General features: G+C 73.2%; 14 protein-coding genes. 9 read left to right on the forward strand and 5 right to left on the reverse strand.

The window, feature by feature from the left end; genetic code table 11:
* Window positions 1–109 precede the first annotated feature (109 nt).
* The 3 genes from ACWEQG_RS35200 to ACWEQG_RS35210 all read left to right on the forward strand — a co-directional run bounded on the left by ACWEQG_RS35200 (window position 110) and on the right by ACWEQG_RS35210 (window position 2,390).
* Entirely contained in the window at window positions 110–742 is a 633-nt protein-coding gene (locus ACWEQG_RS35200; RefSeq protein ID WP_452291488.1) for a bifunctional 4-hydroxy-2-oxoglutarate aldolase/2-dehydro-3-deoxy-phosphogluconate aldolase, read from the forward strand.
* Window positions 739–1,683 carry a sugar kinase gene (locus ACWEQG_RS35205; RefSeq protein WP_452291490.1) on the forward strand — a complete coding sequence of 315 codons (945 nt, stop codon included), beginning with the start codon at window positions 739–741 and terminating at the stop codon, window positions 1,681–1,683. The genes ACWEQG_RS35200 and ACWEQG_RS35205 overlap by 4 nt, the downstream gene beginning before the upstream one ends.
* A gap of 227 nt (window positions 1,684–1,910) precedes the next feature.
* Window positions 1,911–2,390 carry a hypothetical protein gene (locus tag ACWEQG_RS35210; RefSeq protein WP_452291492.1) on the forward strand — a complete coding sequence of 160 codons (480 nt, stop codon included), beginning with the start codon at window positions 1,911–1,913 and terminating at the stop codon, window positions 2,388–2,390.
* Window positions 2,391–2,413: 23 nt separating this feature from the next.
* Here ACWEQG_RS35210 and ACWEQG_RS35215 read toward each other — a convergent pair whose 3' ends face one another.
* Entirely contained in the window at window positions 2,414–6,658 is a 4,245-nt protein-coding gene (locus ACWEQG_RS35215; protein WP_452291494.1) for an nSTAND1 domain-containing NTPase, read from the reverse strand.
* 367 nt (window positions 6,659–7,025) lie between these two features.
* Between ACWEQG_RS35215 and ACWEQG_RS35220 the strand changes: the two genes are divergently transcribed.
* From ACWEQG_RS35220 to ACWEQG_RS35230, 3 genes are all read left to right on the forward strand, one after another.
* Window positions 7,026–7,574: a dihydrofolate reductase family protein gene (locus ACWEQG_RS35220; protein WP_452291496.1), complete on the forward strand. Its 549-nt coding sequence runs from the start codon at window positions 7,026–7,028 to the stop codon at window positions 7,572–7,574.
* A 38-nt stretch (window positions 7,575–7,612) separates the two neighbouring features.
* Window positions 7,613–8,152 (forward strand): NUDIX domain-containing protein, encoded by a 540-nt coding sequence (locus ACWEQG_RS35225; protein ID WP_452291498.1) that lies wholly within the window; start codon window positions 7,613–7,615, stop codon window positions 8,150–8,152.
* Window positions 8,153–8,260: 108 nt separating this feature from the next.
* The gene (locus ACWEQG_RS35230) at window positions 8,261–8,809 is read left to right on the forward strand and encodes a dihydrofolate reductase family protein (protein WP_452291500.1); all 549 of its coding nucleotides are present in this window, start codon (window positions 8,261–8,263) and stop codon (window positions 8,807–8,809) included.
* A 7-nt stretch (window positions 8,810–8,816) separates the two neighbouring features.
* On the opposite strand, the gene ACWEQG_RS35235 is transcribed toward ACWEQG_RS35230, so the two are convergent.
* Both ACWEQG_RS35235 and ACWEQG_RS35240 read right to left on the reverse strand, forming a co-directional pair.
* A complete protein-coding gene (locus ACWEQG_RS35235; RefSeq protein ID WP_452291502.1) occupies window positions 8,817–9,242 on the reverse strand; it encodes a nucleoside deaminase in 426 nt (141 codons plus the stop codon).
* Window positions 9,239–10,090 carry an LLM class flavin-dependent oxidoreductase gene (locus ACWEQG_RS35240; protein WP_452291504.1) on the reverse strand — a complete coding sequence of 284 codons (852 nt, stop codon included), beginning with the start codon at window positions 10,088–10,090 and terminating at the stop codon, window positions 9,239–9,241. Before ACWEQG_RS35240 ends, ACWEQG_RS35235 begins: the two co-directional genes overlap by 4 nt.
* A gap of 93 nt (window positions 10,091–10,183) precedes the next feature.
* On the opposite strand from ACWEQG_RS35240, the gene ACWEQG_RS35245 reads away from it, so the two are divergent.
* Window positions 10,184–10,630: an Lrp/AsnC family transcriptional regulator gene (locus ACWEQG_RS35245; protein ID WP_452291506.1), complete on the forward strand. Its 447-nt coding sequence runs from the start codon at window positions 10,184–10,186 to the stop codon at window positions 10,628–10,630.
* An 11-nt stretch (window positions 10,631–10,641) separates the two neighbouring features.
* On the opposite strand, the gene ACWEQG_RS35250 is transcribed toward ACWEQG_RS35245, so the two are convergent.
* Window positions 10,642–11,160: an SgcJ/EcaC family oxidoreductase gene (locus tag ACWEQG_RS35250; protein ID WP_452291508.1), complete on the reverse strand. Its 519-nt coding sequence runs from the start codon at window positions 11,158–11,160 to the stop codon at window positions 10,642–10,644.
* A 90-nt stretch (window positions 11,161–11,250) separates the two neighbouring features.
* Here ACWEQG_RS35250 and ACWEQG_RS35255 point away from each other — a divergent pair, with 90 nt between their 5' ends.
* Window positions 11,251–11,703 carry a MarR family winged helix-turn-helix transcriptional regulator gene (locus ACWEQG_RS35255; RefSeq protein ID WP_452291510.1) on the forward strand — a complete coding sequence of 151 codons (453 nt, stop codon included), beginning with the start codon at window positions 11,251–11,253 and terminating at the stop codon, window positions 11,701–11,703.
* 24 nt (window positions 11,704–11,727) lie between these two features.
* Here the strand turns inward: ACWEQG_RS35255 and ACWEQG_RS35260 are convergent, their stop codons facing one another.
* Complete coding sequence (locus ACWEQG_RS35260; protein ID WP_452291512.1) at window positions 11,728–12,240, reverse strand: MarR family winged helix-turn-helix transcriptional regulator; 513 nt, start codon at window positions 12,238–12,240, stop codon at window positions 11,728–11,730.
* 92 nt (window positions 12,241–12,332) lie between these two features.
* On the opposite strand from ACWEQG_RS35260, the gene ACWEQG_RS35265 reads away from it, so the two are divergent.
* Complete coding sequence (locus tag ACWEQG_RS35265; RefSeq protein ID WP_452291514.1) at window positions 12,333–14,603, forward strand: LLM class flavin-dependent oxidoreductase; 2,271 nt, start codon at window positions 12,333–12,335, stop codon at window positions 14,601–14,603.
* The last annotated feature ends 93 nt before the right edge of the window (window positions 14,604–14,696 follow it).

Here is a 14,696-nt window from a genome sequence, read left to right on the forward strand (position 1 = left end):
GAGCACCACCCGCGGCCGGAAGATGTGGTAGACGATGACACGGCAGCCCGAGGCCGACCAGCCCGAGCCGGCGCCACCCGGCCGCTTCCTACGCAGAATGGTGACCGGCGTGCACCCACACGATCTGCTCGACCTACTCCGTTCCCGGCGGCTCCTGGCGATCGTCCGCGGCGACGACCCGGCGGCGGCGCTGCGCAGCATCGACGTCCTCGCCGAGGAGGGCGTGACCCTGATGGAGGTCTCGCTCAGCGGCGCCGGCGCGCTGCCGGTCATCCGAGAGGCGGCTTCCTCCCTCGGCGAAGGAGTGCACCTCGGCGCCGGGACCGTGCTGACCGCGCGGGACGCCGTCGCGGCCCGGGACGCGGGCGCGACGTTCGTCGTCACGCCCGGCCTGGGCGAAGGAGTGGACGAGGCGCTGCGCCTCGGACTGCCCGTGCTCGCCGGGGCGCTGACCCCCACCGAGGTCATCGCCGCGACCGCGCGGGGCGCCGCCGCCGTCAAGCTCTTCCCCGCCTCGGCGGGAGGGGCCCGCTATCTGCGCGCGCTGCGCGACCCGTTCCCCGCCGTGCCGTTCGTTCCGGTCGGCGGTGTCGGGCTCGACGGCGTGCGCGACTATCTGGAGGCCGGGGCCGTCGCGGTCGGCCTCGGCTCGCCGCTGCTCGGCGACGCCCCACGGGGTGGCGGCCTGGACGACCTGCGCCGCCGCGTGCGCAAGGCGCTCGACCTGGTGGGCGCGCCATGAGGGCGGACGTCCTGACGATCGGCGAGGCGATGGTCACGGTCCGCTGCGCCGGGCCGCTGCGCCTCGGCGGCGACTCGCGGGTGTCCGTGGCCGGCGCCGAGGCCAACGTCGCCATCGCCCTTTCCCGGCTCGGGCACACCGCCCGCTGGACCGGCGCCCTCGGTCGCGACGAGCCGGGCGAGCTCGTCCTGCGCACACTGCGGGCCGAGGGCGTCCTGACCGACCACGTCGTGCGGCGAACCGACGCCCCGACAGGCCTGCTGCTCCGGGACGTGGCCGCCGGGGGCCGGGCCCGCGTCCACTACTACCGCAAGGACTCCGCCGCCTCGACGCTGTCGTGGGACGAAGTCCGCCCCGCCGTCGAGGCGGGTCAGGCGGGCCTGCACCTCACCGGCATCACGCCGGCGCTCGGGCCCGCACCGCTGGAGACGGTCGCCGCCGCCGCCCGGCAGGCGCACCGGTCCGCCGCCTGGGTGAGCCTCGACGTCAACCACCGATCCCTGCTCTGGTCCCGGGAGGCGGCCGCCCGGGCGCTGCGCCCGCTGCTGCCGTACGTCACGGTGCTGATCGCGTCCGACGACGAGCTGGACCTGGTGGCGGACGGCGACGGCGAACGCGACCGCGTGGCGGCCCTGCTGGACGCCGGCGTGGAGGAGGTCGTCGTCAAGCGGGGCGCGGCGGGCGCGAGCTACCACGACGCGCGGACCTCGTTCGACGTCCCGGCTCGTACGGTGCCCGTGGTGGACGTCGTCGGCGCGGGCGACGCGTTCACCGCCGGATACCTGTCCGGGCGGCTCGACGGGCTCGACGCGTACGGCCGGCTCGAACGGGCGACCCTGCTCGGCGCCGCCTCCGTGGCCTGCTCCGGGGACTGGGAAGGGCTGCCCGCCCGAGCGGAGCTGCCCGCCCTGGCCCTGCCGGAAGGGGAGCCGCTGCGCTGACTCGTGACGTGGCGCCCGCGTGAAGGAACCTCAGGCGGCCCACGACCGTATGGAGAACGACATCGCGGCGGTCCCGGACGTGGACGCGGAGCCGGTCGGGCAGCACCCCTGCCGCCGGTACGGACGACGTTCGCAGGCCGGGAGCCGCCGCAGCGTTTTCGACGGGGCCCCGCCGTCCTCCCGCGCAGGCGGGGACGGGCCGCGGGTTCCCCCACGAGGAGGTCGGTGTGGTGATCAGACGGGGCCTGTGTGCCCTGAGCGCACTCGTCGCGGCCGCCGGATGCGCGGCGGGTGGTCAGGCCCCCGAGGCCCGGGACGCCGGGCGGCCGTCGGGCTCGTGCGCGTCCGAGATCAGCCGGGACGCGCTGCCGGCCTGGGCGCGCGGGGGCTTCAGCGACGACGGATCGGGGATTCCGCACGTGTTCGGCGAGCGTGGCGACATACTCGCCGTGCTGTTCGAGTATCCGCCGAAGGCGTCGTCCGATCCCGACGAGAGCAACAAGATCCTGTGGGTCTCGCGGCTGCCGCAGCAGCCGATGCGGCCGCTGACGATCGAGGCGCGTCTCGACGGGACGACGACCTCGGTGACCCGCGAGATCACGGGAGGCGCCGGGCCCTCGTCGGTCAGCCTGCCCACGCCCGGCTGCTGGCGCCTGACCTTGAACTGGTCGGGACACACCGACGCCATGGCGCTCACGTTCATCTGACCGCGCGCTCTTGTCGGCACCTGTCAGCACGTCGGGCGGTAGTCCAGCGCGGGGAAGTAGGCGGTCCACTCCGCGCGGGTGAGGCCGCGGCCGATCTCCGCGCAGAGCCGCCCGACGAGCGCTTCGGGCCGGAGCCCCCAGCGGATGATCCTGCCGTCCTCGCCGCCGGAGATCAGGTCTCCGTCGGCGGTGAAGGCCAGGCCCCTGATCGGAGCCGTGTGACCGGTCAGCGTGGCCGACGGCCGCATCGTCCGGAGGTCCCACACGACGATCGTGCGGTCGTCCCCCGCGGACGCGAGCGAACGGCCGTCCCGGCTGAAGGCGAGGGCCTGGATCGGGGCCGTGTGGCCGGTCAGCGTGCCGCGGCCCGCCCCGGTCCGCGCGTCCCAGAGCTTGACGGTGCGGTCGGCGCCCGCCGTGGCGATCGACGTGCCGTCCGGGCCGAAGGCGACGTCGAGCACCGAGCCCTGTCCGGTCCTGAGGGCGCGTACCTCCCGGTCCCGGGCCAGATCCCAGACGACGAGGTCGCCGGCGGGGCCGGTCGTGGCGAGCAGCGGCTCGCGAGGGCTGAACGCCAGCGCCGAGACGAGGTATCCGCCCGGGAACGGCACCTCGACCGGCTTTCCCGGGTCGCTGACGTCCCAGCGGAACCGGCCGAGCGCGGTGGCGACGAGAAAGCGCCCGCGCGGATCGAAGGCGACGTCGGTGGACGCGCCGAGCCCCTGATACGCGGCCGCGCCGAGCCTGCGTCCGCTGCCGGCGTCCCAGAGGGTGAGCGTGTGACTGCGGGTGACGGTCGCGAGCCGGCGCCCGTTCGGGCTGAAGGCGACGGCCCGCACATGGTCGGGGTGGTCGCCGATCGTGGCGACCGGATTCCCCCGCGCGTCCCACAGCCGGACGGTCCTGTCGCTGCTCGCCGACGCCACGAGCCGGCCGTCCGGGCTGATCTCGATGTCGTTCACGGCCTGGCTGTGTCCGCTGAACGGGGGAACGGCGCGCTCGCGGACCACGATGGTCCGGCCGAGCCCGCCCGAGGCGATCGAGCCGTCGGCGCTCAGGGCGAGGGACAGCGTCTCCGTGCGGCTTCTGTCCTGGTAGGTCTCGACGGGCTGCCGTCGCGCCACGTCCCAGATCGTGATCAGGCCGTCCTCGTCGGCGACGGCGATCCGGCCGCCGACCGGAGCGGACATGTCCCAGGTGTACGGCGACCTCTTCGGCAGTCCAGGCAGTCGAGTCACCCGGTCGTGCGCGATCCGCCAGAACCGCACGCCGTAGTGCGACGATCCCGTGGCGAGGATCCCGCCGGCGGGATCGAAGCCCAGCCTGTGGACGTTCACGGCGTCGAGCGCCGCGACCTTCGCCCCCGAGGAGACGTCCCACACGAGGGGGTTCTCGGTTCCGCCCGTGGCCGACACCAGGAACGCCTGGTCGGGGCTGAAGGCGAGAGCCACGACCTCCTCCCGGTGTCCCTTGAGCGCGCGCACGCTCCCGTCGCGCAGGTCCCACAGCTCGACCACGCCCGCGCCGGCCCCGACCGCGATCCTCGTGCCGTCGGGGCTCAGCGCCATCGCGTCGGTGAGCCTGTCCTGTTGCCGCCGGAACACGGGCCTGCGGGAGGCCACGTCCCAGACCACGGCCACGCCCCTGCTCGATCCGAGCGCGGCGTCCCTGACCACGGAGGCGAGCAGCCTGCCGTCGCGGCTGAACGCCGCCGCCCTGGCGTGGATCTCCCCCGGCCCCGTACGCGTCAGGGGACCGGGGAACGTGGCGACCCGCTCGCGGGCCCGCACGTCCCAGAGGCCGACGGCTCCGTCGGTGCCGGCCGAGGCCAGGCGCGACCCGTCCGGGCTGAAGGCCAGCCCGAAGACCGCCGGCCCCTCCTGGTTGAGCTCGGTGCGGCGGCGCGCGGCGGCCGACACGCTCAGCAGCGCGCCCCGCGTCTCGGGCTCGGGGTCGAGCCGGAACGCCGCGATCGCCAGCAGGCCGGCGAGGTCGGGGTCGGTGCCGAGAAGCGACCGGGCCTGCAGGGACTGCTGCCGCGACAGGGCGACCAGTCGCTGGTGGGCGGCCTCGCCGCCCTGCCGTACGGCCACGCCGCCGCCGAGCAGGGCGAGCAGGAAGAGCACGGCCATCCCGGCCAGGAGGCGTTGCAGCAGCCGGGTGCGGCGCCTCGCCGCCGTGCGCTCGCTCTCCTCCAGCGCGCGGCTGGCCCGCAGGAAGGCGCTTTCCGTGTCGTTGAGCTCCTGCGGGTGGTCCTCCGCCCAGCTCCGGGCGGCGAGCAGCTGGGCGCCCCGATAGAGGGCCCCCTGGTCGCGGTCCAGCTCCCGCCACAACTGCGCGGCGTCGGTGAGCCTCCGGTGGACGAACAGGTTCTCGCGGTCGTCGGTGAGCCAGTGATGGAGCCGCGGCCAGGCCCTGATCAGCGCCTCGTGTGCCACGTCGACCGTCTCCTCCGCGAGGACGACGAGTCGCGCGGCGGCGAGCCGGTCGAGCACGCGTGCGGTGACGCCGGGGTCGGCCACGCCGACGAGCTCCGCCCGGGAGATGGGGCGCCTGGTGTCCTCGGTGCCGTCTCCCAGCGCGGTCAGCCGCAGGAAGATCCTTCGCGCCGCCTGCCGCTCCGCCGGGGCGAACTCGCCGTAGACCCGTTCCGCGCTCTGCGCGATCGCGCCGCGTACGCCGCCGGCGGCCTGGTAGGCCGGCAGCGTGAGCCTCGGTCCTGTGGCGTTCCGCCAGGTCTCCAGCAGCGCGTGCGAGACCAGCGGCAGGCTGCCCGGCTCCTCAGCGGCGTCGGCCAGCACTGTGGCCAGCAGGTCGGGTGCCACGGTGAGCCCCGCCCGGGCGGCGGGCCGTACGACGATCTCCCGCAGGTCCGGCGACGACACCGGTCCGACGAGCATCTGCGCCTCGCCGCCGAGCGCCTCGACCAGGGCGGGGTGCTGGGTCAGGTGGGCGAGGAAGTCGGCGCGTACGCCGAGCACGAGGGCGACGCGGCCCGCGTCGAGGGCGACGCCGAGGAGGGCCTCGACGAACCGGCGGCGCTCCGCGTCGTCGGCGCAGAGCGTGAAGATCTCCTCGAACTGGTCGACCACCAGCAGCGGGCGGGCCTGCGGCGCCCCGCCCGGCACGACGCCCGGTGCGGCGTCCAGTGCGACGGCCAGGGCGTCCGGGTCCCGGGCCAGGTCGTCGCGCAGCGCCGCCGGGTCGCCGCCGGTCGCCTTCGCCACCAGGTCGGCCAGCGTGTCCATCGGGTGTTCGCCCGGCGTCATGAGCAACCCCCGCGAGAGCGCCCCCTGTCCGTCTCCGCCGGGCATGGACCCCAGCAGGCCGGCGCGCAGCAGAGACGACTTGCCGCTTCCCGACGCGCCGAACACGCCGACCACGGGCAGCCGGCCGGCCAGTTCGCGCAGCCGGCCGACCAGGCGGGAACGGCCGAAGAACCACTCCGCGTCCTCCGGCTGGAACGCCATCAGCCCTCGGTACGGGCAGTCGCCCGTCCGCCGCTCCGCGGCCGGGTCCGGGGCCAGGGCGGGGACGAGGTCCTCGTCCCCGCGGAGCATCGCCTCGTGCAGACGCCGGAGCACGGGGCCGGGCTCGATGCCGAGCTGGGCGTTCAGGAGGTCGCGGGCCCGGCGGAAGACCTCCAGCGCCTCGGCCTGACGCCCTGACCGGTACAGCGCGAGCATGAGGTGCCCGTGCAGGCTCTCGCGGTACGGATGCTCCTCGACGAGGCCGGCGAGTTCGGCGGCCACCTCGGCGTGCCGTCCCAGAGCGAGCTCGGTCTCGGCCAGCCGCTCGTACGCGGTGAGCCGCGACTCCTCGAGCCGCCGGGCCTCGTCGGCGACGAGCGGGCAGTCGGCGAACTCCGCGAACGCCGGCCCCCGCCACAGGTCCAGCGCCGCGCGCAGCCGGTCTCCGGCGGTTTCGAGGTCGCCCTGCTCAAGGGCCGCGCTCGCCTGGCCGGTGAGGCCGCGGAACCGTGCCGCGTCGAGCGCGTCGGTGACGATCGCGTATCCGCCGGGACGTCCGGGCAGGACGTGGGCGCCGTACTCCCGCCGCAGCTGGTGGATGTAGAGGTGGACGTTGCGCCGCGCGGACGCCGGCGGCCGGTCGCCCCAGACCGCGGCGATCAACCAGTCGACGGACACCGGCTGGCCCGCTCTGGAGAGCAGCGCGGCCAGGGTGAGCCGGAGTTTCGGCGCTCCGCCGACGGGGGTCAGGCGGCCATCGCGGGAGACGCTGAGCGGCCCCAGAACATGAAATTCCACCCAGATTCCGCCTCTGTCCGGACACCGGAGTGCAGAATCCAGGATCACCGCCCGCCCTGTCAACGAGCCGGTAAAGGCCGTGACCACGTCCGGGCCATGCCGTCGCGCGCGCCTTCATCAGGGGCTATACGACACGTATACCGGCCCGTCCGATGCTCGGTCCGAGCCGCTCGGGCCTCGCCCGGATCCGGCTCCTCGGTCCGCGCCCGCACTCGCCCCGGTAGGGCACGGGCGCGTCGCCAGGCGGGGTATCGGCAGGGGCATACCCCTCCTGGCGCTCTTCCACCGAAAACTTAATTTGTCTTGACAGCTGAACTCGTCGGATGCGAGTCTGGAGCCACGCAAGCGCGAGACAGAGGAGATCCAGATGCGCAAGATCGTCGCCAGCTTCTTCATGTCCCTCGACGGTGTCGTCGAGGCGCCCGACCAGTGGCACTTCCCCTACTTCAGCGAGGAGATGGGCGCGGCCGTCGGCGCACTGATGACGGAGTCCGACGCGATGATGATGGGCCGGGTCACCTACGAGGCCTGGGCGGCCTACTGGCCGGGCAAGACCGACGCGGACGACCCCTTCGCCGGCTTCATCAACAACATCCGGAAGTACGTCGTCTCGTCGACCCTCGACACCGCCGAATGGCAGAACTCCACCCTCGTCGGCGGCGACCTGACAGAGGAGATCACCAAGCTCAAGCAGCAGCCGGGCGGGACCATCGGCATCAGCGGCAGCACGAACCTCGTCCGCTCGCTGATGCGGCACGGCCTGCTCGACGAGCTCCGGCTGCTGGTCCACCCGATCGTGGTCGGCAAGGGCCAGCGGCTGTTCGAGGAGGGCCTGGAGATCCCGATGAAGCTCACCTCCTCGGAGACCTTCCCGACGGGCGTGCTGTCCCTCGCCTACCAGCCCACGGAGAAGTGACCGCCGCGGCCGTCCGGGCGTCGGTAGTATCCGGCCACGTGACCGAAGCGCAGCCCGTGATCCGGCAGGTTTCCTCCCGAGTCGTCTACCGCAACGCGTGGATGACCGTACGGGAGGACGCGATCGAGCGCCCGGACGGCTCCCCCGGCCTGTACGGCTACGTGGTCAGGCCCGACTTCGTCCTGATCGTGCCGGAGGAGGACGACGGCTTCCACATCGTGGAGGAGTACCGATACCCCATCGGCCGCCGCTCGTGGAGTTTCCCCCAGGGCATGGCCGAGGCGGACACCCGTGAGGACGAGGCCCGGCGCGAGCTGCTGGAGGAGACCGGGCTCCGGGCCGACCGGCTGCGCCATCTGGGGCGCATGGACAACGCCCACGGGATGACCGACCAGGGGCTGCACGTCTACTTGGCGACCGGCCTCACCAAGGGCGAGCCCCGCCGCGAGCACACCGAGCAGGACATGCGCCAGCGCTGGGTGCGCCGCACCGAGTTCGAGCAGATGATCCTCGACGGCGCCGTCAGCGACTCGTCGTCCGTCGCCGCCTACATGCTCTGGCGGCTCCGCCGCGCCTGACCGCGTGACCGTACGGCGGGGCCGTGTCGTTTCTGTACAAGACCCGGGCGAGCGGCGCCGCCTAATCTCCTGTTCGCAGCCACCGCACATGGAAAAGGAGCAGAGGACATGGCCAGGATCGTCGCGAACTTCTTCATCTCCCTCGACGGCGTCGTCGAGTCGCCCGACCAGTGGCACTTCCCGTACTGGAACGACGAGATGGGCGCCGTGGTCCAGGCGGGCATGCAGAACTCGGCCGGCATGCTGATGGGCCGCACGCTGTACGAGGAGTGGTCGGCGTACTGGACGACGACGGACCAGGACCCGGAGATCGCCGCGGCCTTCAACAGCGCCCCTAAGTACGTGGTGTCCAGCAGCCTGGAGAAGGCGGACTGGAACAACACCACCGTCGTCAACGGCGACGTCGCGGCGAGGCTGCGCGAGCTCAAGGAGCGAGTCCAGGGCGGCGACCTCCAGATGTCGGGCAGCGCGACGACCGTGCGGTGGCTCCTCGCCAACGGGCTGCTCGACGAGCTGAACCTGCTCGTCCACCCGATCGTCGTCGGCCACGGGCAGCGGCTGTTCGAGGAGACCCCGACGCACAAGCTGAAGCTGGTCAAGTCCGAGACCTTCAAGACCGGCGTGCTCAACCTCAGCTACGTCCCGGACGCCGGCTGACGGCGCGTCAGGCGTAGTAGCCCTCGACGGGCAGGCGCGCCTCGTCGAAGAGCGCCGGCCCCTCCTGCCGTACGGACGGCGGGCCGGCCGGCGGCTTCAGCGTGGCGAGTTGCTCGCCCGAGAGGGCGAAGACGACCCGGCCGAGCCCGGAGCGCTCGATGGCGCCCGCGCACATGCCGCACGGCTGGCAGCTCGTGTACATGGTGGTCGCGGCCGCGGCGGCCGGATCGAGCTCACGGGCGGCCCAGCGCGCGAGCTTCAGCTCGGGGTGGGCGCTGATGTCCGACTCGGTGAGCGTCGTGTTGTGCTCCTCGGCGAGCACGTCGCCGTCCGGGCCGACCAGCAGCGAGCCGAACGGCGGGTTGCCGCCCGCCCGGGCCTGCGCGGCCAGCTCGATCGCCCTGCGGAGGAACTTCTCGTCGTCGGGGGTCATGAATGCTCCGCTCCTCTGTGTGCGGCGGCCACTGCCTCCAGCATGTGCCACGCCGTCTCGGGATGGTTCGTCTCCTCGGGGTCCCCCTGGAAGGGGTCGAGCAGTACGGTCTCGGCGCCCAGGAGGCGCAGCCGTTCCAGGTCGTCCATGACCTGGTCGAGGCTGCCCTCGCCGGCCCGGCGCCCCTCACCGGCCACCGGGGTGCCGGTGAGCCGCAGCAGGATGCGCGGGGCGAACGCGGGGGCGGGGCGTCCCAGGCTCTCCGCGACGGCGGCCAGCCGGTCGATCCGCTCGTCCAGCCAGGGGAGGGTGAACCTCAGTGGGTGCCACGCGTCGCCGAGGAGCACCGCCCTGCGGAGAGCGGCGTCGCTGCCGCCGCCGACCCAGATCGGGACGCGCCCGGCGCCGTAGTCCTCCTCGTCCCGCCAGGCCAGGCGGATCGCCCGCAGGTGCTCGTCGGTCAGCGCCCCCCGCCGTTCGTACGGCACGCCGAGCGCCTCGAACTCCTGCCGCGCCCAGCCGACCCCCACGCCGAGGACCAGCCGCCCCCCGCTCAGCTGCTGGAGGTTGGCCGCCATCCGGGCGGTCAGCAGCGGGTGCCGGTAGGGCACGATCAGCACGGTGGTGCCGAGCCTGATCCTGGTGGTGATCGCGGCGAGCCAGGACAGCGTGGTGAAGGGCTCGTAGAACGGCGCGGGATACTGCTCGGCCACGTCCGGGGTGACCACGACGTGGTCGGAGACCATGAGGAGGTCGAACCCGAGCCCCTCCACCGTCTCGGCCCAGCCGCGCAGCACGTCCGGCCGGGTGCCCGGCCCGAAGTTCGGGACGTTGACGCCTAGTTTCACCGGTCCAGCCTATTCAGGTGATCAGTCCGTACGGAAGAAAGAACTCCCTGCTTGGAGGGCGTTCGGCCGTGGATTCCCCGGTATATTCGGCCGATGGCCGAGAGTCTTGACGTGACGGACTGGTCCATCCTGGCCGAGTTGCAGCGCGACGGCCGCGTGCCGCTCACCGAGCTGGCCCGGCGGGTGAGCCTCAGCGCCTCCGCGACGACCGAGCGGGTACGGCGGATGGAGGCGGCCGGCGTCATCAGCGGATACCGCGCGGTCGTCGACCTGGGGAAGGCCGGATACGCCGTGCTCGCCGTGGTGCGGCTCAAGTATCCGGGCAGCCGGCACGAGCCGCTGCACCGGCTGCTCGGCGAGCGCATGGAGATCCTGGAGTGCCTGCGCACCACCGGCGACGACTGTTACACGCTCAAGGTCGCGGCGACGTCCATGGCCCACCTGGAGAAGGTGGTGGACGACCTGGCGCAGTTCGGCAGCACCACGACCAACATCGTCTACAGCGAGACCCTGCCGTATCGCGGACCGCAGGCCCCGTGAGGTCCGCGCGGTCAGGCGGCGGGCCTGCTGGCGGGCCTGCCGGCGGGCTTCGTGGCGGGCTGAGCCCTGAAGGAGATGGCCTCCATGAGGGCCTTGTGCTTGGTGTTCTGGAAGGCGGCGACCTTCCATTCGCCGGTCGCCTGGCGGACCACGGTGTAGGTCTGGATCTTCCCGAGCTTGCCGGTCCTGCCCTTGTGGACGTCGCCGCGGGTGACGACCAGAGCGGTGCCGGGGCCGGTGAAGCGGATGCCGACGATCTCACTGGCGAGCCGGGTGCCCTTGAGGAAGCTGCCGAACAGGGCCTGGTGCGCGGTGCCGATCTCGGCGGCGCCGACGTACAGGGTGCCGACGTAGGTGATGTAGGTGGCGTCCGCGGTGAACTCGGCACCGTAGGCGGCGCCGTCCCCCGCGTTCCAGGCGGCGGTGAGGCGGTCCAGGACGGCGATGACGGCGGCCGTGTCGCCGGAGCGGACGGCGGTCGCGGCGGTGGTCTCGGCGGTGGTCTCGGCGGTGGTCTCGAAGGCGTTCATGACCCTTCCTCTCATGGTAGCTTCTTCTGAGCATTTACTGCTCTAGAGATTTATCTTCTTTTAGGAAGAGATTAGAGAGGGGTCGGGCACGTGTCAACACGCGACGACGCGGGAGTGGTGTACCGGCGTTACCTCAGCGCCGTGATGCTGCACGGTCACGCCGGCGCCAAGGCCGTCGGCCTGGGCGCGACCGACCTGTACGCACTGAACATCCTGGGACTGGGCGGCGCGATGACCCCCGGCGAACTCGGTAGGCGCACCGGCCTGACCACCGGGCCCACGACCCGCCTGATCGACCGTCTCGAGCAGGCGGGCTACGTGCGCCGCGCGTCCGACCCGGGCGACCGGCGCAAGGTCATCGTCGAACTCGTCGCCCACCCCAGCGGCCTCGACGAGGCCCTGGCTCCGGCCCGCCGGAAGATCGGTGCCATCGTCCAGGGCTACTCGCCCGAGCAACAGGCCGTCCTGTTCGACTACTTCGCCCGCGCCGCCGAGGCGTACCTGGAGGCCACCACGGAACTCCAGGACAAGCGGACCGACTAGCCGCCGCCCGCGGACGGTTCGGTGTCATGGCTCCCGGGTCAGCGCGGCCGACGCGGCGACGGCGGCGCAGCGGTCCTCGCCGGGAGCCGCCCCGGTGGCGGCGTGCTCCAGCAGCGCCAGGAGGACGCGCCGGTCCTCGGGCGGGAGCCCGGCGAGCAGTTCGTCCTCGGCCCGCGCGACGCGCGCGTCGAGTTCGGCGAGGACACCCCGGCCGTGCTCGGTCGGCACGATGCGCCGCGCGCGGCGGTCGGCCGGGTCCTGCCGGCGCTCCACGAGACCGCATCCCTCGAACTTGTCGAGCAGATACGTCATGACGGTGCGGTCGATGCCGAGGCGGGCGGCGAGCGCGGCCTGCGTCGGCGGGGCCTCGTGGACGACCGCGGAGAGCACCTGGTAGCCGCGCACCCCGTGCGGCAGGTCACGTGAGATGTCCTCGACGCGCGCGCTCCACTCCCTCAGCAGCACGGTCAGGGACCACCCGAGCACGGATCCCTGCGTGGACGGCGTCGGGGTGTCGGTCTGTTCGCGCGCGGTCACACCGTCCACCCTAACCCGGAATACGCTGACTCTCCGATAAGTTGTGCCGCATATAGTCTGTTGGACAGATTACTTTTGCGGAGAGGCCCGGCATGACGGACTACGGCCACGATCTGGCCTTCGGCACGTTCCTCACACCCCAGAACCAGGACCCGCGGGGACCGGTCCGGCTCGCCCAGGTCTCCGAGGCCGCCGGGCTGGATCTCGTGACGTTCCAGGATCATCCGTACCAGCCGGGGTTCCTGGACACCTGGACGCTGCTGTCCTGGGTCGCCGCGCAGACCGAGCGGATCACCGTCTCGGGCAACGTGCTGAACCTGCCGCTGCGCCCGCCGGCGGTGCTGGCCCGGGCCGCGGCGTCGCTCGACCTGCTCTCCGGCGGCCGGTTCGCGCTCGGCATCGGCGCGGGCGCCTTCTGGGACGCGATCGAGTCGATGGGCGGCACCCGCCTGACACCCGCCGAGTCGGTGACCGCGCTGGAGGAGGCGATCGAGATCATCCGCGGTGTCTGGGACGTGCGTGAGCGCCGCATCCTGCGGGTCGAGGGCGAGCACCACCGCGTCGCCGGGGCCAAGCGCGGCCCGGCCCCCGCGCACGACATCCCGATCTGGGTCGGCGCCTACAAGCCGCGGATGCTGCGCCTGGTGGCGCGGGACGCCGACGGCTGGCTGCCCTCGCTCGCCTATCTCAAGGACGGCGACCTGCGGCGCGGCAACGAGGTCATCGACGAGGCCGCCGCGGAGGCCGGGCGCGAGCCGGCGCGGGTGCGGCGCCTGCTGAACATCGGCGGCGCGGTCGCCGAGACCCGCCAGGGCTTCCTCCAGGGGCCGGTCGAGCAGTGGGTGGAGGAGCTGACCGCGCTGGCGCTGGAGGACGGCGTCGGCACGTTCATCCTGGGCACCGACGACCCGCGGTTCATCCAGGTGTACGGCGAGGAGATCGCCCCCGCCGTACGCGACGCGGTGGCGCGTGAGCGGGCCGCAACGGGCACCGTCCCCGCGGCCGCCCGCCGCGGCACGGCCGCGATCGCACTGCGCCGCGACGGGATCGACTACGACAAGGTCCCGGCGAGCCTCGCGGCCGGCGCCGTCGAGCCCGGAGACCGCGCGTACGAGTCCGTGCGGCACAACTACCTGCGCGCCGGGTCCCCCGGCCTGGTGCTGCGCCCCCGGACCGTCGACCAGGTCGTCGAAGGGCTCGCGTACGCCCGGTCCCAGGACGTGCCGCTCGGCGTACGCTCCGGCGGGCACGGGATCAGCGGCCGCTCCACGAACGACGGCGGCATCGTGCTCGACGTCGGCGCGCTCGACACCGTCGAGGTCGTCGACCCGGCCACGCGCCGGGTGCGGCTGGGCGCGGGCGCGACGTGGGGCGCGGTCGCCGAGGCCCTGGTGCCGCACGGATGGGCGATCAGCTCGGGGGACTACGGCGGCGTGGGCGTGGGCGGCCTCGCGACCACGGGCGGGATCGGCCTGCTCGGGCGCCGATTCGGCCTGACGATCGACCACGTCGTCGCCGCGCAGGTCGTGACCGCCGACGGCCGGGTGCTGCACGCCTCGCGGGATGAGAACCCCGACCTGTTCTGGGGCCTGCGCGGCGCCGGGGGCAACCTCGGGGTGGTGACCTGGGTCGAGGTCGAGGCGATGGAGCTCGGCGACGTCGTCTTCTCCCAGATGACCCTGGACGCCCGCGACACGGCCGGGCTGCTCGAGCGCTGGGGCGCGGCCGTGGAGAAGGCGCCGCGTGAGCTGACGAGCTTCCTGATCCTGTCCCCGCCGCGCCGCGGCAAGGACGCGGTCGCGCAGCTCATGACGGTCTACGCCGGCGCGGACACCACCGCCGCGGTGCACGAGCTGGAGCGGCTCGCCGAGGCCGGCCCGCTGCTGGGGCACCAGGGATACGTGCTGCCCTATTCGGGCGTGGTGCAGCCGGCCGACAGGCACCACACCGGCGGCGGCGACCCCGCCGTACGCTCCGGCCTGGTCACGCACCTGGACGGCGACGTGAGCCGCGCCTTCGAGAGGATCGCACGCTCCGGGCTGTCCTACTTCCTGCAGATACGCGCCACCGGCGGCGCCGCGCACGACCTGGCTCCCGACGCGACGGCCTATCCGCACCGGCACCAGAACTTCCTGCTCACCGCCATGGGCGCCACGCAGCCGGCCCTGAACGCCGCGTGGGACGCCGAGGTCGCGCCGTACACCGACGGCCTCTACCTGTCCTTCGACACCGACACCCGGCCCGAGCGGCTGGTCGACGCGTTCGGCGAGGCCAACCTCGCCCGGCTGCGGCAGGTCAAACGCGCCTACGACCCGGACAACGTGTTCCGCGCCAACTTCCCCATCCAGCCGGCCGGCGACTGAGCATCGTGCGAGTGATCCATTCGCCGACTACCCTTCGGACATGGCCGGCCGGAAACCTACCTCGCCCCCGCGGCCGATCGCGCCGGGGGACAT

Source organism: Microbispora sp. NPDC004025 (assembly GCF_053604425.1).